Origin of the sequence: Leeuwenhoekiella sp. W20_SRS_FM14, from assembly GCF_052119605.1 — a bacterium.
GTDB lineage: Bacteria > Bacteroidota > Bacteroidia > Flavobacteriales > Flavobacteriaceae > Leeuwenhoekiella.
Map to the genome: position 1 here is coordinate 124,744 of NZ_JBGQOK010000007.1, position 20,739 is coordinate 145,482.

Below are 20,739 nucleotides of genomic sequence, written 5' to 3' on the forward strand. Positions count from 1 at the left end.
TTAAATGCTTTATTTTAAGAAAACATTATAAAAAAGACGCTCATTAATTAATTTCCTATAAGATTATAACTCGTAACTAAAAATTGATTAGGAGTAGAAGATATATTTCTTTCTACATAAATTTCAATGTAATCATTAGGATTTACATCAACGGTACCTATAATTGACAATCCTTGCCTGTCATTAGTGTTTATTATATCATAAATAACTTCGGTTCCCGAAACGATAGTGCCATTTTTTCGTATTGAAAAGGTAACTCGCATACCTCCTATGGCTGTGAATGATATTGCTCCAAAAATATTAATAGCTCGGGATTTTTTTCCTTGATAAACCAACCTATTTGAAACACCCCCATTAGCCATTCTAAAAAGTCGGGTTGACAATGTTGTGACGGGAAGTTTTATTGCTAGTGAACCCAATACAGTAACTGGTGCAGAATCAAAATATATATTACCTGTAGCTTCATTATCTGATTCTGCCGGTATACCGGGACAATTAACAGTCCAATTGTTTGTGAAATTATACCCAGCAAATGATCCTGTTGTGTATTTATTAATATAAGTAGCTGATGTCCCTGTAAAAACCGTTCCTAAGATTACACCACTCCCTGCTAATACAGGATCGGCACTCACATCAATAGCTACAGCAGAACCGTTTACCGTACTAAAGCCACTAACCTTTTCTATCAATCCAAAATTACCCGTAAATTTTTCATATGTACCTAAATTTGTTCCTAACCAGGCTTGATTATTTAGCAATAAATTACCGATATTAGAATAGGACACACCATTTTTATTACCTACAAACTGTACAATATTTGAAAATAGTAATCCAATGCCTGAGACAGAACCTACACTTGTAGTCATACCATTAATAATGGTGTTTTGTATTAATAAAGATTCTGAAGAGGCAATCCCCGGCCCGGTTATCTCAAATGCTTTAGCCCCCTTAAGTGTAACATTACGAATACTTCCGCCTGTGGCTCCTTTAAAAATAACACCCCCAGGAAAATTCAAAACATCTTCGCCTGCATCTAAGCCAGCTACGTATGCTCCATTTAGATTTATAGAAGCGGTTAAAGTTATTTCTCCATTTATCTCATAATAAACATTCTCATCTAGCGTGATTGTACCCGCAGAAACTGCCGGAAAATCTGCCTGGCTTTTTACTAAAACATAATTGTCTCTTTTATAGGTACCGTCTACCTTTGACCAAGTGGAAGATTTAAAGTAATAAAAAGATGACTCATCTGTATCGTAAACTAAAAGTCCGTTTGCAGGATTACTTATGGCAAGTCTATTTATTGTTGTCATTCTAGGAGTTAAAAAACCCTTTGTATCAGAATGGATTTCAAGCAAAGCTGAAGTGTTGGGAGTCGTTGTTCCTATACCTACTTGAGCATAGCTGGTTAAACCTAAAAAAAACAACAAGAGCAGAAAAATATATTTAACGTACATCATAATCACATATTAGATCTAAACTAATATATGTATTTCAAGTTAAATAATATAACTTTTATCGATATTTGTTAATAATATAAATTTATTAGGTAGGAATTTTATTACCGTAATGTTTTATTGTTTTCGTTTTAATTCAATAACAGTGACTTCTGGCCAAATTCCTACTCGACCGGGATAACCTAAATATCCAAATCCACGATTAACATTAAGAATCCTATTTTTTTCATTATATATACCTGCCCAGTTTTCATATCGGTATTGAACAGGACTCCATCTTAAAAAGCCCGGAATCTCTATACCAAATTGCATCCCATAGGTATGACCACTCAATGTTAATTGATAATTTTTAGGGTCTTTTTTTATGCGCTCTGCCCAATATGAGGGATCGTGACTCATTAAAACTTTAAAATCATCTTTAGATAAACCTTTAGAAGCCTTATCAATATCTCCGGCTTGCTTAAAACCGGCTCCCCAGTTTTCTACACCCACTAACGCAATACGCTCGCCTTTTCGCTCTATAAACCTATGCTCATTTAATAGAAGCTGCCAACCCATTTGAGCTTCAATACTTTTTAGCTGGTTTAAATTTTCTTGCTTAGCTATCTGGGATTCCCAATCTGCATAATCCCCGTAATCATGGTTTCCCAAAACCGAATACACTCCATCTTTCGCTTTTAAAGTAGAGAAAAGCTGAGACCAATTAGTCATTTCACTTGCAAAGTTATTTACTAAATCTCCTGTGAATAAGATAAGATCACTTTCTTGTTTATTTATAAGATCGACCCCGTAAGCTATTTTAGTTTCGTCATCAAAACTCCCACTGTGTATATCACTTATTTGAGTTATACGATATCCATCAAATGCTTCCGGAAGATCCTCAAACTCTAACGTATAAGAAAGTACCCTATATCTATACTTACCCCTGTACATTCCGTAGATTAATGAAGCAAAAGGTATCGCTGCAATACCTAGAGCAAGTGTACTTATAAATTTACGCCTTGACGGTAATTCAAAAGATTCTGACTTTCCAAATAGTATAGTTATAAAACCTACCAATAATCGAATGAGATCTTCACCAAACATGATAATGAGCAAGATTAATTTTGGCACAAAAAAGACAAGAAACCAACCAAAAATATACATCTCGTGCGATTCAATTCCTTTAGACCTGTCCATAGTAGAAAGCGTATATATTAAAACACCCAATACAGTTAAAGACACAATTATATAAATTGAATTGAGCCATATACTCTTAGAAAAAGTTCTAAAAGCTTGAAAAGCGTATATATCAATAAGAATATAAAAGACAATAAATAAAAACCACCGCATAATTAAAATTTTGACGCAGCAATATTAATAAAGCAATGTGTTTAAAATTCTTATTAAAACTTATATTTTTAAGAAATCTATTTAAAAAAGGCTATTCACTATCTAATAACTATTCAGCACAAAACAACCCACATGAAACGTCGCAATTTTATTACCACTACAAGCTTAAATACCATAGCTATAGGACTAGGCATAAACAGTTTTGCTCAAGCTAAAACTCAAACTAAAAACAATCAAGATTTATCTACCTCTAAAATGAACGAAACTGCTGTAGCAATTTGCACATGGGAATTTACTAAAGCAAACGCAACAGCGGGTGCACTTTTAGATCAGGGATATTCTGCATTAGATGCGGTAATTGCAGGCGTTGCAGTTGAAGAAGAAAATATTAAAAATACAACTGTAGGAAAAGGGGGCTCTCCAGATCGCGAAGGAAATGTAACCTTAGATGCCTGCGTGATGGATCATACCGGGAATTGTGGTTCTGTAATGTGTGTAGAAAACATAACTAATGTTGCCGCTCTTGCACGTAAAGTAATGGAAGATACACCGCATGTAATTATGGTAGGAAAAGGAGCTGAAGAATTAGCCCTCGCAAGTGGCTTTACTTCAGAAAAACTATTAACAGAGGAGTCTGAAAAAGCATGGAAAGAATGGCTAAAAACATCAGACTATAAACCAATAATTAATATTGAAAACCACGACACAATAGGAATGCTAGGCCTTGACAAAGAAGGAAATATTTCAGGTGCGTGCACTACTTCTGGTCTGGCATATAAAATGAAAGGTCGTGTAGGCGATAGTCCCGTAATAGGTAGTGGGTTGTTTATAGACAATACCATAGGCGGTGCTGCTGCTACAGGAATGGGGGAAGAAGTTATTAAAACGGTAGGCAGTTTTTTAATTGTGGAACTTATGCGAAATGGAATGACGCCACAGGAAGCATGTGAAGAAGCTGTACGCCGTATTGTGACCTCAAATCCTAATCATATAAATTTTCAAGTCGCTTATATTGCTATAAATAAAAAAGGAGAGACAGGCTGCTATTGCATTCACCCAGGCTTTAAAATGATGCACTATAGTAATCAAGAAAACAAGCCAATCGTCGCAGGTAGTTATTTAAAATCTTAGAAAATTGAATAGATTTTTTAAATGTTTTTTTTTACAGAAAAAAACTTTAGTTTTGTTTCACGCTTTTTAAGGCAGAAAATATTTAAGACTGTTGTAATTGACTTGTAATAATCAATTATGATTTGGGGTGAAAGCCAGCTCTTGTAGCTGGCTTTCTTTATTTATATAAATTCCTTGATTACAGAAATTTCGAATTGTAACTAAATTTCGGGGTGGTGAGCGAGGTTTACGCGAAGCTACAATCCTCTAAAAACCTTCAAACCGAAGCGAAGCGTTATACCAATATCACTGTAGTTGGCTTTATTTATTTTTATAAATTCCATGAATACATAAAAATTCTAGTTGTAATTAAATTTCGGGGTGGTGAGCGAGGTTTACGTGAAGCCACAATCCTCTAAAAACCTTCAAACCAAAGCGAAGCGTTATACTAATATCACTGTAGCTGGCTTTCTTTATTTTTATAAATTTCTTGATTACAGAAATTTTTAGTTGTAATTAAATTTCGGGGTGGTGAGTGAGGTTTTCGTGTAGTTGCAATTCTCTAAAATCTTCAAACCGAAGCGAAGCGTTATACCAATATCACTGTAGCTGGCTTCCTTATTTTTATAAATTCCCTGATTACAGAAATTTCTAATTGTAACTAAATTTCGGGGTGGTGAGCGAGTTTACGTGAAGCTACAATTCTATAATAAATTCTTATCTTAAATACATACAGCTATATTGATAATCAATTACGGCTTTACCAATTTTGAGAACATCTGCACCTATTATACCACTTACAGGATCAGCATCGTGATTAATTAATGCTTGATTCACGTGAGAAAGATCAAATAATACTATCGATAAATTTTTTGTAGACCAAGTATCTATTTCGATTAAATTATCTTGAGCAATTTGGGTTAACATATCTATAGCTCCTGCACCAGCAGCTTTTACTTCACTTTCTTTGGCATATAATTTAAAACGCTCAAGATCTTCAAAACCTATACAGGTATTAGACGCACCTGTATCTAAAATAAAGTCTCCTTTGACACCATTTATAACAGCCTCAAATTTTAAATGCCCAGTACCTACAGGTTTAAGCGGTATTCTAGTGTACTTTTTTTTCTTTAAAAACTGCCAGAGTGAAATCATATCAAATGCTAGATGACCAAACTTAGATTAAATAAAACGTTTTGAATTTTAATTTTTTAATAAAGTTTACCAACGCTAAAGGCTAAGTTTTAAATTTACCCCTATGTTTATAGACACCCATACCCATCTCTACAGCGAATCTTTTAATGAGGATCGCGATGCCATGATTGCAAGAGCCCAACAGAAATCAATAACACATTTTATGCTGCCGGCTATAGATTCTACATACACATCAAAAATGTGGGATTTAAAAAAGAAATATCCAGAGGCTATGCATGTAATGGCAGGCTTACACCCTACACACGTTAAGCCCGAAAGTCTTAAAGGCGAATTAGAACATGTTGCCCAGCAACTTGCTTCAAAAAAACATTGCGCTGTTGGCGAAATAGGTATAGACTTATATTGGGATCAATCAACAAAAGAAATTCAGCAAGAAGCTTTTGCTAAACAAATACAATGGGCAAAAGAATATGATTTACCTATTGTGATACATTGCCGAGATGCTTTTAAAGAAGTTTTTGAGGTTCTCAAAAATGAAAATAATGATCGTTTGAGAGGTATTTTTCATTGTTTTACAGGAACTGAAGAAGATGCCTTACAAGCTTTAGACTTTAATCTTAAATTGGGAATAGGCGGTGTTGCCACATTTAAAAATGGAAAAATAGATCAGTTTTTAAAGAAGATTGATCTTAACCACATCGTATTAGAAACAGACGCTCCTTATCTCGCTCCTACACCCTACCGCGGCAAGCGTAACGAAAGTAGTTACCTTATTGAAATAGCACAAAAACTTTCAGATATTTACAGTATTTCTCTCTCAGAAATAGGTGAGATTACCACAAAAAATGCCAAAAATATTTTTAACCTTGACTGATCAATAAAATATTTTGTTCTTTTACGATCAAACTAAAAAATAATTTGTGTCAAAATTTGACTCCATAAGACCCTATGACGATTCTGAAGTACATGAAGCTCTTCAGACGCATTATCGCCATCCCATGTTTCAGGCTTTGTTGCAATTTACATTTCCTGACAAATCCTTAAGGGAAATAAAAGAAATCATAAACGAATGTCATTCAATTTTTGACTTTCAGAGTAAAATCATCTATAAGTCAGTTCAAAAAATAATGGAAAAGAGCACCGATGGGTTCTCTACTTCGGGATTTGAGAATTTAGAGAAGGGAAAAGCGTATTTCTATTTGTCTAATCATCGTGATATTATTTTAGACACTTCCTTTATAAATGTCGCACTCTATGACAATGATCTTGTAATGACTGCATCAGCAATAGGTGATAATCTGGTTCAAAAACCATTTTTAATGGCACTTGCCAGACTTAATCGAAGCTTTCTTGTTCAACGCAGTTTGACCCCAAGAGAAATGCTACTAAGCTCTAAAAATCTATCAGAATACGTTGCTCATGTCTTAAATAACAACAATCAATCTATATGGATGGCGCAGCGCGAGGGGCGTACAAAGGATGGAAGCGACAAAACCCAGCAGGGAGTTCTTAAAATGATAGGAATGGCACGTGGTGATAAGCCGGTGATTCCATTTCTAAAAGATTTAAATATTCGACCTGTAGCTATCTCATATGAATTTGACCCTACAGATGTCTTAAAAGTACCTGAGCTTATTGCTAAAAGTGAAGATACAGCTTATGTAAAAAGTAATAATGAAGACTTTAATAGTATATTAAGAGGAGCTCTTGGAAATAAAAAAAGAGTACATATCGCGACCGGTAAATTAGACACTTCGGTATTTAATGAGATTGATTCACGCGATTTATCTGATAATGATAAATTACAAGAGCTTGCTAAATATATAGACAAAGAAATTTATAGAATTTACAAGCTATGGCCTTCTAATTACATTGCCTACGATCTTTATCACAACAGCAGCACGTATAGCTACACCTATACTGAAAAAGATAAAAGGGCTTTTGAACGCAGGCTAGAGCGCAGAATAGATTCTAACAGAGAGATTGCACGCGAAAGTTTTCTTTTAATGTATGCCAACCCAGTAATTAACAAACTTAAAAGCATTGAGTAAATTATCTAGAATCTTATTGATTTATACTGGTGGAACGATAGGAATGATTAAAGACTTTGAAACGGGAGCCTTAAAATCATTCGACTTTAATGATCTTTTAGACAAAATTCCAGAATTACGTCTTATTGAATGTACTATCGAAACCATAAGCTTCGAGAAACCTATAGATAGCTCAAATATGAACCCTAAACTTTGGGGAGACTTATGCGCCATCATAGAAAAACATTATGACCGTTTTGACGGATTTGTAATTCTACATGGTAGTGACACGATGAGTTATACAGCTTCAGCGTTAAGCTTTATGCTAGAAAATTTATCAAAACCGGTTATTCTTACAGGATCTCAACTTCCTATAGGGGATTTACGAACTGATGCCAAAGAAAATTTAATCACTGCGATACAAATTGCGGCACTTAAGAAAAGAGGAAGATCCTATATTACAGAAGTTGGACTCTATTTTGAATACAAGCTATATCGTGGTAACCGGAGTTCAAAAATAAGTGCTGAGCATTTTGAAGCATTTAAATCACCTAACTATCCTCCATTAATAACCTCTGGTGTTCATTTGACAATTGAAGACGAAAAATTGCTTCCCTACACCAGAAAAAAGCTGAAAATTCATAAAGAATTAAAAACAGATGTGCTTGTAGTTCATCTTTACCCCGGTATAAATGAAAATCTACTAACCAATATGTTTGAAAAATTAACCTACAGCGGCGTAATTATAATGACATATGGAGCCGGAAATGGCACTACAGAAGGTTGGTTTATCGATTTATTAAAAAAAATTATCAATAAAGGAATACCCCTGGTTAACATTACGCAGTGTAAATGGGGAAGCGTACAAATGGGTAATTATGAGACCAGTACAGCACTTAAAGAGCTTGGCGTTATTTCAGGAAAAGACTTAACAATAGAAGCTGCAATCACTAAAATGATGTATCTCAATAGTCAAAATTTGGCTCCAAAGGTCTTTAAGACTATATTTGAAACTTCACTAAGGGGAGAAATGAGTTGATAAGAAATTATTATTATTTTCGATGTTCCTTTTGGGATTTGACATATTTTTTGTTATTTGGCAGCCTGTCACAAAGGCTTCGGCTCAACAAATTAAAGAGAGGTGGCCGAGCGGTCGAAGGCGCACGCCTGGAAAGCGTGTATACGCCAAAAGCGTATCGAGGGTTCGAATCCCTTCCTCTCTGCTATTTTTTAATATTTGAATAATTAATTTTATATCTTTATCCTTTACTAACTAAATTTTTAAGATCAAAAGCAATGAAAAGAGTATTTTCTATTCTAGTAATCACAGCTGTAATCGCTTTAGGCAATCTTACAGTTCAAGCAAATACTGCCTCTTTAATGTCTGTTAACGCAACAGTATTAACTGCAGTTCAAGATGAAGCTCCAGAAGAAGCTGCAGCCGCAGACACTGATGAAGAGTCTTTATCATTCACTCAAGAGTTAAAAAAACGTTTTATAGAAGGGGGACCTGGATTTATGGGTATCGTACTTTTATGTCTTATTTTAGGTCTTGCTATTGCAATTGAACGTATTATTTACTTAAACCTTGCAAGCACAAATACAGCTAAATTAGCTCAAGATGTAGAAGATGCATTGAATAGTGGTGGTATTGAAGCTGCAAAAGACGTTTGTAGAAATACAAGAGGTCCAGTTGCATCTATATATTATCAAGGTCTTGATCGTGTAGACGAGGGCGTTGATGCTGCAGAAAAAGCTGTTGTAGCTTACGGTGGTGTACAGATGGGTCTTCTAGAAAAGAACGTATCTTGGGTTTCTTTATTTATTGCACTTGCACCGATGCTTGGTTTCATGGGTACAGTAATAGGTATGATACAGGCATTTGATAAAATTGAGGCTGCAGGAGATATGCAACCTTCACTTGTTGCTGGTGGTATTAAAGTAGCACTTTTAACAACTGTATTTGGTCTTATCGTAGCGATTATACTTCAAATCTTTTACAACTATATCATTGCTAAAATTGACAGCATTGTAAATGATATGGAAGATGCTTCAATCACTTTGATTGATATGCTTGTACGTTACAAGAAGTAATAATCCTTTTAAATACATAACTTAATTATGTTACATAAAATTCTAAAAATTGTTGCACTAATCCTGTCGATTTTAGGAGCCGTATGGCTTGTTAGAATCATCCTTGCAGGAGATACTGCAATACTAGATTCAGCAGATTTACAAGATAGCCTGGTTACACCATTTATTTACATTGCTTATTTCATTTTTGCAATAGCACTGGTATTCGTCCTGGTATTTGTAATTAAGAATATATTCACTAGTGGTTCGTCAATAAAAGGAACTTTAATAGGGCTTGGCGCTTTCTTAGCTGTTGTAGCTATATCTTTCCTACTAGCTTCTGGTGAAGAAACTCCAATGAGAGATGGTGAAGTGCTTTCCGCTAGTGCATCAAGATGGGTAGAAGCAGGTATTTATGCTTTTTACATTCTAGCTCTAGTTGCTGTGGGTGCAATGGTATTCTCAGGTGTTAAGAAATTAGCTAAATAAAATAAATTATGGCAAAGAGATCAGCTCCAGAAGTGAATGCAGGTTCGATGGCAGATATTGCCTTCTTACTTCTTATTTTCTTTCTGGTTACAACTACAATTGAAACAGATAGCGGTATAAGCCGTAAATTGCCTCCCAAGTTAGAGGATGATCAACCACCTCCGCCTATTATTAAAGAGCGTAACTTATTTACTGTTGTGGTAAATAGTAATAACGAACTTTTGGTAGAAGATGAGTTGATGGATCTTAAAGATTTGAGAGCGGCAGCAGTTGAATTTTTAGATAATGGAGCTGAAGATTGTAATTACTGCCAGGGTGCAAAAGCGGAAAATAGCTCTACTAATCCAACTAAAGCAATTATTTCTTTAGTAAATAATAGAGGCACATCTTACAAAAGGTATATAGCTGTTCAAAATGAACTTGTAGCTGCTTATAACCAGCTAAGAGATCGTGAAGCAATGAGTAGATACGGTGAATCTTTTGTTTCGTTAGAATCACGTTATAATGACGCGAGAACTACTCAGGCAATTAAAGATAAGCTTAAGCCGAAAATTGAACTTATTAGAGAATTATATCCTGAGAAGCTTTCTGAGGCAGAACCGAAATAATACCACTAAAACTTAATAAATACATACTATGTCTAAGTTTAATAAGAAAAAAGGAGGTGAACTACCAGCTATTTCTACGGCTTCATTGCCAGATATAGTTTTCATGTTGTTATTCTTCTTTATGGTTGCTACTGTAATGCGTGAAAATACCTTAATGGTTAAAAACAATTTACCAACTGCAAACCAAATTGAAAAACTTGACAAAAAAGATCTTGTTATGTACATATTTGCAGGGGAGCCTGTAGATAGGTATCAAGCAAAATTTGGAACATCTGCAAAAATTCAGTTAAATGATAAATTTGCAGAAGTTAAAGATATTCAAGATTTTATTTATCAAGAAAGAGCAAGTAAACGTGAAGAATTGGTAGACTATTTAACTACTGCTCTTAAAGTTGACGGCGATAGTAAAATGGGTCTTATTTCTGATATTAAACAAGAACTTAGGACTGCTAATGCTCTTAAAATTAACTATGTTACTAAGTCTGGTGACGCTGTTAAAAACAATTAAGATGCATTAGATATTGCATTATTCTTAAAAGTTAAAAACGCCCTGAATATCAGGGCGTTTTTTTATTAAATTTAGATTCATCATCTATGCTTCTAAACTAATTTTGATCACATCCCAAGTAAAATTTAAGTTGCTTTAAAATGCTATATTCTTCTAAATCTACCCTTGTTTTTTTATTTGTATTATCTACACTACTATATACAAAAAGCAATGCGCAAGACAGCATAACTAAAAGCATAGATAGTGTTCAATTTGATCAAAAATACAGAGAAGATCAATTTTATATAGGAGTTACCTTTAACCTACTAACCAATAAACCGCAGGAACTATCTCAAAATGGATTTAGTGGTGGATTACATCTTGGTTACATTAGAGATATGCCAATAAATAAACAACGCAATCTCGCAATAGGTATGGGTGTTGGATTTTCGATGAACACCTACAATCAAAATTTATTTGTTGGAGAGGATCAATCTAATACTACAATTTTCAATGTAATAGATTCAGGCTATGACTACGATAAAAACTGGCTTAGCACTTATCTTATAGAAGCTCCAATTCAGCTACGATGGCGTACTTCTACAGCGGCAGATTATAAATTTTGGAGGGTATACACAGGATTGCAACTTGGCTACGTTTATGCGTACAAATTTAACTTTGAAGAAACCGGAAATCAAGTTGTACAAACTGATGTTCCTGAATTTGACAGATACAGATTAGGACTTACATTCACATTTGGTTATGACACATTTAATTTCCACTTTTATTATAACTTAAATCCGTTTTTTAAAGATGGAACTCTTGTAAATGGACAACCTTTAGAGCTAAATAGCTTTAAATTAGGTCTGATGTTTTATATATTATAAAAATAAAACACTACAAGCTGAGGAAGACCTCCAGCGATTAAACCTACTACTAATTCGTGCATATTGTGGGCTTTCATCTGTAACCTTGATGCCGCAGTTAAACCTATTGCAATTACTAATAGGGAAATAATCTGAAGGTAGTTTGTAGTATAAACCATACTCAAAGCTATAATAAATCCCAGCACGCCACTAACACCTACCATATGCAGGCTTGCTTTATATTTAAAAAAACTCAAAAGCAAACAAACAGCTGAAGCTATTAAAATCCCTATAAAAAACATATATAATTCTGGGAACTCATACCCATTTATTATAACGCTAATAATAAGAAACGTTACACCCATCTGGCATATAAGTGGTACGCGTCGTTCCTTAACATCGCTCAATTCTTTGGAAGAAACAAGATTTATACTTTCTAGAAGAAAGTAAAATAAGATAGGTACTACAAGTGTTAATATACTAATCGCAAATATCTTAGCATACATAAAAGATTCTGGAACAAACTTGGGCGTAATCGCAAAATAAATACACACCCCTAGAAGTGGCATAAATAGCGGATGCATAATATAAGAAAAACTGCGAAGTATAAATTTCATTTAGATTTCCTTACGTAATCGGGCTACTGGTACATCTAATTGTTCACGATACTTTGCGACCGTTCGCCTTGCAATAGGATAACCCTTATCTTTTAAAATCTTAGCTAATTTATCGTCGGTTAGAGGACGGCGCTTATCTTCTTCCTGAATGGTAATCTCTAAGATTTTCTTTATTTCGCGAGTAGAAACCTCTTCACCCTGATCATTCGTCATACTTTCACTAAAGAACTCCTTGATCAATTTTGTACCGTAGGGTGTATCTACATACTTACTATTTGCTACGCGAGAAACCGTAGAAACATCCATACCAATTTCATCTGCAATATCTTTTAAAATCATAGGACGTAGATTACGCTCATCACCAGTTAAGAAAAATTCTTTCTGGTAATTCATAATTGAATTCATAGTAACAAAAAGCGTTTGTTGACGTTGCTTTATTGCTTCAATAAACCATTTTGCGGCATCTAATTTTTGCTTTATAAACATTACCGCATCTTTTTGAGTTTTACTCTTTGCTGATGCTTCTTTATAACCTTTAAGCATATTTGTATACTCCCTTGAAACATGCATTTCAGGAGCATTACGACCGTTTAAACTAAGTTCTAGTTCACCATCTCGTATACGTATTTCAAAATCTGGAATTACGTGTTCAACAACTTTAGTATTTCCAGCGTAAGAACCTCCTGGTTTTGGGTTTAAATGCTCTATCTCATCAATAGCGGCCCTAAGTTGATCTTCAGAAATATCAAATTTAGAAAGTAATTTCTGGTAATGCTTTTTACTGAAATGGTCAAAGGCCGTAGATAAAATGGATATGGCAAGTGAAACAGCCTCAGTTTCTTCTTTACGCTTTAATTGAATTAACAAACATTCTTCTAAACTACGCGCACCAACTCCTGAAGGATCTAAATTCTGAACTATTTTTAATATTTTTTCTAAGGTAGCCTCGTCTGTGTAGATATTCTGTGTAAATGCTAAATCGTCTAAAAGATCAATTAGATCACGACGTAAATAACCACTATCATCAATGCTACCAATAAGAAATTCAGCAATTTCCATTTGTTGCTCATCTAATCTATAGGTATGCAACTGCCCCATAAGATGTTGTGTGAATGAAGTTCCTGATGCATAAGGCACCTGTCGCTCTTCGTCATCACTACTATAGTTATTTGTATTTAACCGATAACTGGGAACTTCATCATCAGACAAATAATCATCAACATTGATATCTGTCTCAATCTTTTCAGATTCATAATCGTCATCTGCACTGTTGTCAAATTCCTCATACTCATCTTTAGCTTCTTCTTTTCCACTATCAAGCGCTGGGTTTTCTTCGAGCTCTTGCTTTACCCGTTGTTCAAATGCCTGGGTCGGCAACTGAATAAGCTTCATCAGCTGTATTTGCTGAGGCGAAAGCTTCTGTGAAAGTTTAAAATTAAGTTGTTGTTTAAGCATATAGATTGACGAAACTGTTCTTACAAAAATAGAAAATTGCTCCAAGTAAAGAGTAAGAATATTTTGTTAAGACTTATATCAAAAAATCTACGCTGAAAAATGGAAGCCCATTACGGAGTGAAGATATTATTTTTAATTGCGTATATAACCAGACCTGTGCGGTTTTTTAGACCTAATTTATGAAAGACAGATTCTCTATAACCCTCTATTGTCTTTGGACTTAAAAACATCTTTTCTGCAATCTCCTTATAAGTCATCTCAGTACACGCGTGCTTTATAAATTCTATTTCGCGTTCTTTTAGAACAATTTCTTCTTCTAATGAATGTTCTGATTTATGCACAAGTCGCTCAACAGTGTTGGTATAATAAAACCCAAAATTTATCAACTCATTTAAAGCCTGTTCTAAAATACTTTTGCGGGTGTCTTTAAGTAAATAACCTTTGGCACCAGAGCGTATCATTTGCATAACTACGTGCTCCTCTTCTTCAATAGAAAGAGCAAGTACTTTAATATCGGGATAATGCTTTGTGAGGTACTTGGTCGCTTCAATACCACCCATAACAGGCATTTTTACATCCATTAAAACAATATCTGGTTGTAATGCCCCGGGCGATTCTAAATAATTTATGAGCTCTCTTCCGTTGACAGAAATGTTGACAACATCAAAATTTTTAAATTGGCGAACTAAACCCGCAATGGCTTCAGATAAAAGGGTGTGATCGTCTACTAATGCAACTTTATACATAATTTAATCTAAAGGATAAATTAATTTTAATTGTGTTCCGGCTCCGGGTATTGAACTTATTTTAACCTGAGCTCCTATAAGGTCTGCGCGCTTATCAATATTACTCAACCCTATACCTTTGTCTGCGAGTTTATCAGAATCAAATCCTACACCGTCGTCGTGCGCAATAATCTCTAAAGAATCTGCTTTAAAATGTACCAGCACTTTTAAATTTGCAGCCTTAGAATGTTTCATCGTATTCGTTATAAACTCCTGTACGATTCTAAAAAGAACAATTTCTGCCTGGGCATCAATAACTACAGAATCTCCGAGCAATTCGTAAGACGCAGATAAAAATTTAAGACGGTTAAAACGGGCAACTTCCATCTCTAAAGATTTTATAAGTGACTGCCCATTTATAGCTTCAGGATTAATCGATTTTGACAATGCTCTGAGCTCATTTAAGCCCGTTCCAATCGTTTCAGCAACCTCAAGCATTTCTTCCCCACCTTCTATGTTTTGCGCCTTTATTTTAGCTAAGGTGAGCAATTGACCAATATTATCGTGTAACTCCCAGCTTATATTACGCAGTGTTTCTTCTCTAATTTCAATCTGAGTTTCTGCTATTGCCTTTTCAAAACGTTTTTCAGCCTCTATCTGCTCCCGAAGCAAACTGTTTTTACGCTTCATAAATACAGAAAACAGCACAAATACAATTACAGCAAGCAGAAAAAGAATCAACAAAACGACAAGAATTACGAGCTGTAATGTAGCTTGATCCATAACTTTAAATATTTACCAATTGCGGGCGCTTTGCACGATAAAAACCATAAGCAAAAATGATATACATAACACAATACGCCCAAAAACTAGCATTTCTTACAATACTAAAAAAAGTATTAAGGCTATTAGTTGCATCAGTTATTTGAGCCCACCCTACATACGTCATTATTACTACTGGAAGTTGAACAACACTACTTAATAAAAGTGCAACGCTTATATAAATCAATATAAAATCCTGAATTTTATTGAAATCTGTATTATTAATTGTTTCAACGAGATAAAATAGAATTATAATAATTAAAAAGAAATCTCCTGTTACAGCCGCCAGTATGGGTTTTTCTGAAAAAAAATCACTGGTTAATATAAATGACAGATAACTTAAAAGCCAGATAGCATATAAAAGCACGGTTGCTTTTCTAAATGAGGATTTTTGCAAAAACTTGTAATACAAACCATAATAAACGGTAAAGCATATAAAGTATCTAATATTATAAAACACAAAATTCATATCAACCAGCTCGGTGATATAAACGAGTGCACTTATCATTTCATTTACAAAATTGTAACCTAAGAAAAGTATAAACCATATAACCGGGGTTCCAGAAAATTTCCTCCAGTACAAAAGCCCCATTAAAAAAGAAAATAGCTCTAAAGCATCCATCGTAATTAACGAGGGATTGTTTAATATATGACCTAATCTTTCAGAAGAAACGTGAATATCCAACAGTTCTCTATTTACAATTGAAAATCTCCTCCCCCTACTGGTGGTGGTGGTGCCAAATGTCCAATATTTCCAGACATAGATTCAATATTTTGAGATCCCATTTCAGCATCAAGAGCAGACCCATCAAGTACAGAACCTACCGTAACTGCCTGATACTTTCCTTTTGCATCTTTCTTAATTGCAAAGCTAACAGTATCTCTCGTTCCATCTGCTGAAACAAACTCTGCTGCGGGGTTAAAAAATACAGTTCCTCTATTAGATTTGTCTTTATTTTTAACTTTTTTACCGTATTTACCTAGATAAACGCGCAATTGTAATATTTCAATATTAGCAGAATCAGCTTGCTGTTCTATATATGCCATATATTTTTTCATCTCCTTAAATGAAAAACTCACATAACGAGTTGTTTGTTTATAGTTTACATCTTCTTTAGGTATGGTATCTCCTTCTTCGGTGATGTTTTCTGCACGCTCAATTAATGGAACTCGGCTGTTGCCATAATTTTGATATAAAGAATCTGCTGCTGCTATCGGAATAATATTAGCTGGTGCTCCCAAAACCGGGGTTTCCTGATCTCCGCAATTGCAAGGTTTATTTTCACAGGATACAATTAACAAAGTAGCAGTAAACGCCACTGCCAAAAAAGTAATTTTATTCATAAGGTAAATGGTTTTTGTTAGATAGCTGTAAAATAGACATCTTTTAATTCTTAAGGAAAATAACCTTTGAAAAAGGGTGTTTTTCCTCATTAAAAAGTTGCCCACTTTTATGTATTAAAAAACCCGACTTCTTCAAATCGGGTTTTTGTAAATATTTATTTTTTCTTTTAAAATTCAGCATTTTGCGGAAAACGTGGGTAAGGTATCACATCTCTAATATTTGTCATACCAGATGCAAAAAGAACCAAACGCTCAAAACCAAGACCAAAGCCACTATGTACACAAGTACCAAATCTACGCGTATCTAAATACCACCACAGTTCTTCTTCTGAGATATCTAAAACTGCCATTTTCTCTTGTAAAACCTCAAGACGTTCTTCTCGCTGCGAACCTCCTACAATCTCCCCTATACCCGGGAAAAGTATATCCATAGCACGTACCGTTTTTCCGTCCTCATTTAAACGCATATAAAACGCTTTGATATTTGCAGGATAATCAAACAAGATTACGGGACATTTAAAATGCTTTTCTACCAGAAAACGCTCGTGCTCACTTTGTAAATCTGCTCCCCATTCTTCTATTGGGTATTTAAATTGCTTCTTTTTATTAGGCTTAGAATTCTTTAAAATATCTATTGCCTCAGTATAGCTAACACGTTTAAAGTTGTTTTCAGTTACAAACTTTAGTTTGTCTCTAAGCGCCATAGGTGCACGATCTGCTTCAGGCTTAGCTTTATCTTCCTGTATAAGTCTGTTTTCTAAAAATTCGAGATCATCCTGACAATTCTCTAATACGTATTCAATAACGTACTTGATAAAATCTTCAGCCAGATCCATATTCATATCCAGATCATTAAAAGCTACCTCAGGTTCTATCATCCAGAATTCTGCAAGGTGTCTACTTGTGTTGGAGTTTTCTGCTCTAAAAGTCGGACCAAAAGTATATACCTGACCTAAACCTAATGCATAGGTTTCTGCTTCTAATTGACCAGAAACGGTCAAATTTGTTTCTTTTCCGAAGAAATCTTTCTTGTAATCTATATTTCCGTCCTTGTCTTTTGCTGGGTTCTTTAAATCTTGAGCAGTTACCTTAAACATCTCACCTGCTCCCTCTGCATCACTACCCGTAATAATAGGAGTATTTACATAGTAAAAACCTTCTTTCTGAAAGTACTCATGAACCGCAAAACTCAATTTTGAACGCAAGCGCATTACAGCCCCAAAGGTATTTGTACGCACGCGCAGATGGGCCTGCTCTCTCAGTTTTTCTAAGGTATGACGCTTAGGTTGTAAAATAGTAAGTTTAACTTCTTCCGGGTCTGCATCGCCCAGAATTTTAACGTCTTTTACATCTACTTCTACCGTCTGGCCACCACCCTGGCTTTCAATTAAATTACCAGTAACCATTATTGCCGCACCTACTGTAATACGCTTTAGTAACGCAGGATCTGTGTTTTCAAAGTCAACAACACATTGTAAATTATTTATGGTAGAACCATCATTTAAAGCAATAAAACGATTGGCTCTAAAGCTACGCACCCATCCTCTTACAATAATCTCGTGCCCCTTTGGCTCTTCTTTTAAAATATGTACAATGGTTTTTTTCATAATCTAATCTATAGGATAAGCCATTAACGGCTAAAAATTCAATTTTATAATTAGCAAATATATATTTTACAGCTAATCTCCGCAAAGCGGAAATTCACATATAAAACTTATTCTTTATCTAAATTTTCTAATTCTTCCTCGTCATCAGCTTCATCAAGAATCTGAATAGCCGGCTTTTTAAAATCCTCTTTATTTGCAATACTTCGCTCAAGTGAAAGCAATAAAGAAGGTAATAATAACAAGTTTGAAAGCATTGCAAAAATAAGTGTCACTGAAACGAGACCACCTAAAGCTACAGTACCTCCAAAGCTACTGATCATAAATACCGAAAAGCCAAAGAATAATACGATTGATGTATAAAACATACTCACACCTGCTTCTCTAACCGAAGCATATACAGATCGTTTAATTCTCCAACCGCTACTTTTTAACTCCTGACGGTATTTTGCCAAAAAATGAATGGTATCATCTACCGATATACCAAAAGCAATACTAAACACCAAAATTGTTGATGGTTTTATAGGCACTCCTAAATACCCCATAAGACCTGCGGTAATTAACAGGGGTAATAAATTAGGAATTAGGGAGACCAGAATCATTTTGAATGATCTAAACATAAACGCCATAAACACAGCAATTAATAAAATTGCAAGAGACAAGCTAATGATTAAATTATTTATTAAATACGTTGTTCCTTTTTGAAAGACCAGCGCTTTACCGGTAAGCGTGACATTAAATTTATCTTTAGGAAACAGAATATTTATTTTATTGTACAAATTGTCCTCTACGATTTCCATACGGTCTGTACCTATGTCTTGCATAAAAGTAGTCATACGCGCGTATTGACCGGTAGAATCTATATAACTGTCTAGCAAACTCGCTTCGGTAGAAAAACGCTGGGCATAGGGTAAAATAAAATTACGCTCGTTTGAAGTGGGTAACTGGTAATATTGAGGATCACCATTATAAAATGCCTGTTTACCATACTTAACAAGATTTACGATTGACAGTGGCTTAGACAGTTCTGGTGTTTCAGAAATTGTAGTTGCCAACTCATCCATTCGCTTTAAAGTAGGCAATTTCATTACTCCTTTAGGACGCTTGGTGTCAATTAGAACTTCGAGCGGCATGATACCATCAAACTCAGACTCAAAAAATTTAATATCTCTATAAAATCCGGTATTCTTCGGCATATCTTCAATAAGACTTCCTGAAACCTTAATCTTATAAATACCTATCATACTTACAATAAGCAACAGAATTGTGGTAATGTAAATAGTAATTCTACGATCACGCACCATCTTTTCAACCCAGTTTACAAAACCTTCAATCCAGGATTTACCCAAATGTTTTAAATGACGCTCTTTAGGAGGGGTCATATAGCTGTAAATGATAGGAATAATCAATAAACTCAATAAAAATAACGCAAGAATATTTATTGAAGCCACAATACCAAACTCTTTTAGTAGCGAGCTTTGGGTTAAAATAAACGTAGCAAAACCAGAAGCCGTGGTAATATTTGTCATCAACGTAGCGTTACCCACTTTTGTAATGACCCGTTGTAAAGCTTTTATTTTATTACCGTGATTTTTGTATTCCTGCTGGTATTTATTTATTAAAAATATACAGTTTGGAATTCCTATAACAATAATCAAAGGCGGAATTAAAGCGGTAAGTACGGTTATCTCATAACCCAGTAATCCTAGAAGACCAAATGCCCACATCACGCCAATTACCACAGTAATCATGGAGATGAATGTTGCCCTGTATGACCTAAAAAAGAAAAAGAATATTAATGAAGTAACCACTAAGGCACCTCCTACAAACCAACCTATCTCCCCTATTATTGTCTTACTGTTAAGAGTTCTTATATAGGGCATTCCGCTGGTATGAACTGTAATACCCGTTTCTGCCTCAAAATTTTCAATAAGCGGAATTAAGTCATCTACTACAAAATCTTTTCGCGCAGCTGTATTCACAATATCCTTTTTAAGATATACTGCAGAACGCACCGTACCGGTTTTTTTATTGTAAATAAGACCTTCATAGAACGGAAGATCTGAAAATAATTTTTTCTTTAACGCTTGTGCTTCAGCATCTGTTTTGACATTACCATCTATAAATGGCTTCAAGTCAAAACGCTTTGGATTGTCTTCTTTTTGTAAGAGCTTCAAATCTTTTAAAGAAACCGAAAGCGCAACTGCATCTAAACTGTTTATGGTATCTGAAAGCGCATTCCACTTATTGAGGATTTCAGGAGTAAAAAGCGCGTCATCTTTTATCCCGAAAACAACTAGGTTTCCCTCTTCGCCAAATTGCTTTAAAAACGCATTGTATTCAAGATTTACTTCGTGATCGTCTGGCAGGAGATTCGCTTCGGTATAGGTAAATCGCATATATTTCCACTGCGTTCCCAAAAACACCGTAAATCCGGCAATAAGAAAAAGAATAAAGAGTCTGTTACGAAGAATAAGGCGAGCTACACCGTTCCAAAACCCGTAACCCAAAAGCTTGGTCATCGTCTTAGTTTAAGAGCGGCAAAGGTACTTATTTGGTACTGAA

The 20,739-nt window shown here is 34.8% G+C and carries 20 protein-coding genes and 1 tRNA gene; 10 read left to right on the plus strand and 11 right to left on the minus strand.

From position 1 onward, the window contains the following. Positions 1-47: 47 nt before the first annotated feature. On the minus strand, positions 48-1,460 hold the full coding sequence (locus tag ACEN25_RS13185) for a hypothetical protein (RefSeq protein WP_441803321.1): 1,413 nt from the start codon (positions 1,458-1,460) through the stop codon (positions 48-50). A gap of 114 nt (positions 1,461-1,574) precedes the next feature. Then, positions 1,575-2,789: a metallophosphoesterase gene (locus ACEN25_RS13190; RefSeq protein WP_441803322.1), complete on the minus strand. Its 1,215-nt coding sequence runs from the start codon at positions 2,787-2,789 to the stop codon at positions 1,575-1,577. A 132-nt stretch (positions 2,790-2,921) separates the two neighbouring features. Here ACEN25_RS13190 and ACEN25_RS13195 point away from each other — a divergent pair, with 132 nt between their 5' ends. Then, on the plus strand, positions 2,922-3,920 hold the full coding sequence (locus tag ACEN25_RS13195; protein ID WP_441803323.1) for an isoaspartyl peptidase/L-asparaginase family protein: 999 nt from the start codon (positions 2,922-2,924) through the stop codon (positions 3,918-3,920). A 696-nt stretch (positions 3,921-4,616) separates the two neighbouring features. Here the strand turns inward: ACEN25_RS13195 and ACEN25_RS13200 are convergent. Further along, the gene (locus ACEN25_RS13200; protein ID WP_028377423.1) at positions 4,617-5,054 is read right to left on the minus strand and encodes a retropepsin-like aspartic protease; all 438 of its coding nucleotides are present in this window, start codon (positions 5,052-5,054) and stop codon (positions 4,617-4,619) included. A gap of 103 nt (positions 5,055-5,157) precedes the next feature. Between ACEN25_RS13200 and ACEN25_RS13205 the strand changes: the two genes are divergently transcribed. From ACEN25_RS13205 to ACEN25_RS13245, 9 genes are all read left to right on the plus strand, one after another. Then, positions 5,158-5,928, plus strand: coding sequence for a TatD family hydrolase (locus ACEN25_RS13205; protein WP_441803324.1), 771 nt, complete (start codon positions 5,158-5,160; stop codon positions 5,926-5,928). 46 nt (positions 5,929-5,974) lie between these two features. Then, entirely contained in the window at positions 5,975-7,105 is a 1,131-nt protein-coding gene (locus ACEN25_RS13210) for a 1-acyl-sn-glycerol-3-phosphate acyltransferase (protein WP_441803325.1), read from the plus strand. After that, the gene (locus ACEN25_RS13215) at positions 7,098-8,123 is read left to right on the plus strand and encodes an asparaginase (protein ID WP_441803326.1); all 1,026 of its coding nucleotides are present in this window, start codon (positions 7,098-7,100) and stop codon (positions 8,121-8,123) included. Before ACEN25_RS13210 ends, ACEN25_RS13215 begins: the two co-directional genes overlap by 8 nt. Before the next feature lie 96 nt (positions 8,124-8,219). Beyond that, positions 8,220-8,307, plus strand: a tRNA-Ser gene (locus ACEN25_RS13220). Between the two features lie 73 nt (positions 8,308-8,380). Beyond that, positions 8,381-9,178, plus strand: coding sequence for a MotA/TolQ/ExbB proton channel family protein (locus ACEN25_RS13225; protein ID WP_028377420.1), 798 nt, complete (start codon positions 8,381-8,383; stop codon positions 9,176-9,178). 27 nt (positions 9,179-9,205) lie between these two features. Then, complete coding sequence (locus ACEN25_RS13230; RefSeq protein WP_035899950.1) at positions 9,206-9,646, plus strand: hypothetical protein; 441 nt, start codon at positions 9,206-9,208, stop codon at positions 9,644-9,646. A gap of 8 nt (positions 9,647-9,654) precedes the next feature. Continuing rightward, complete coding sequence (locus tag ACEN25_RS13235; RefSeq protein ID WP_441803327.1) at positions 9,655-10,254, plus strand: ExbD/TolR family protein; 600 nt, start codon at positions 9,655-9,657, stop codon at positions 10,252-10,254. A 28-nt stretch (positions 10,255-10,282) separates the two neighbouring features. Then, complete coding sequence (locus ACEN25_RS13240; protein WP_441803328.1) at positions 10,283-10,762, plus strand: ExbD/TolR family protein; 480 nt, start codon at positions 10,283-10,285, stop codon at positions 10,760-10,762. Positions 10,763-10,902: 140 nt separating this feature from the next. Beyond that, positions 10,903-11,628 carry a porin family protein gene (locus ACEN25_RS13245; RefSeq protein WP_441803329.1) on the plus strand — a complete coding sequence of 242 codons (726 nt, stop codon included), beginning with the start codon at positions 10,903-10,905 and terminating at the stop codon, positions 11,626-11,628. Here the strand turns inward: ACEN25_RS13245 and ACEN25_RS13250 are convergent. From ACEN25_RS13250 to ACEN25_RS13285, 8 genes are all read right to left on the minus strand, one after another. Then, positions 11,616-12,224, minus strand: coding sequence for a hypothetical protein (locus ACEN25_RS13250; protein WP_441803330.1), 609 nt, complete (start codon positions 12,222-12,224; stop codon positions 11,616-11,618). The two genes, ACEN25_RS13245 and ACEN25_RS13250, sit on opposite strands and share 13 nt — an antisense overlap. Then, positions 12,225-13,679 (minus strand): RNA polymerase factor sigma-54, encoded by a 1,455-nt coding sequence (gene rpoN / locus ACEN25_RS13255; RefSeq protein ID WP_441803331.1) that lies wholly within the window; start codon positions 13,677-13,679, stop codon positions 12,225-12,227. 110 nt (positions 13,680-13,789) lie between these two features. Further along, positions 13,790-14,425 carry a response regulator gene (locus ACEN25_RS13260; protein ID WP_441803332.1) on the minus strand — a complete coding sequence of 212 codons (636 nt, stop codon included), beginning with the start codon at positions 14,423-14,425 and terminating at the stop codon, positions 13,790-13,792. 3 nt (positions 14,426-14,428) lie between these two features. After that, positions 14,429-15,187, minus strand: coding sequence for a sensor histidine kinase (locus ACEN25_RS13265; protein WP_028377412.1), 759 nt, complete (start codon positions 15,185-15,187; stop codon positions 14,429-14,431). 4 nt (positions 15,188-15,191) lie between these two features. Further along, on the minus strand, positions 15,192-15,911 hold the full coding sequence (locus tag ACEN25_RS13270; protein ID WP_125411791.1) for a hypothetical protein: 720 nt from the start codon (positions 15,909-15,911) through the stop codon (positions 15,192-15,194). An 11-nt stretch (positions 15,912-15,922) separates the two neighbouring features. After that, entirely contained in the window at positions 15,923-16,570 is a 648-nt protein-coding gene (locus tag ACEN25_RS13275) for a hypothetical protein (protein WP_441803333.1), read from the minus strand. 167 nt (positions 16,571-16,737) lie between these two features. Next, the gene (asnS, locus tag ACEN25_RS13280; RefSeq protein WP_441803334.1) at positions 16,738-18,177 is read right to left on the minus strand and encodes an asparagine--tRNA ligase; all 1,440 of its coding nucleotides are present in this window, start codon (positions 18,175-18,177) and stop codon (positions 16,738-16,740) included. Between the two features lie 107 nt (positions 18,178-18,284). Next, a complete protein-coding gene (locus ACEN25_RS13285) occupies positions 18,285-20,696 on the minus strand; it encodes an efflux RND transporter permease subunit (protein WP_441803335.1) in 2,412 nt (803 codons plus the stop codon). Between the last annotated feature and the right edge of the window lie 43 nt (positions 20,697-20,739).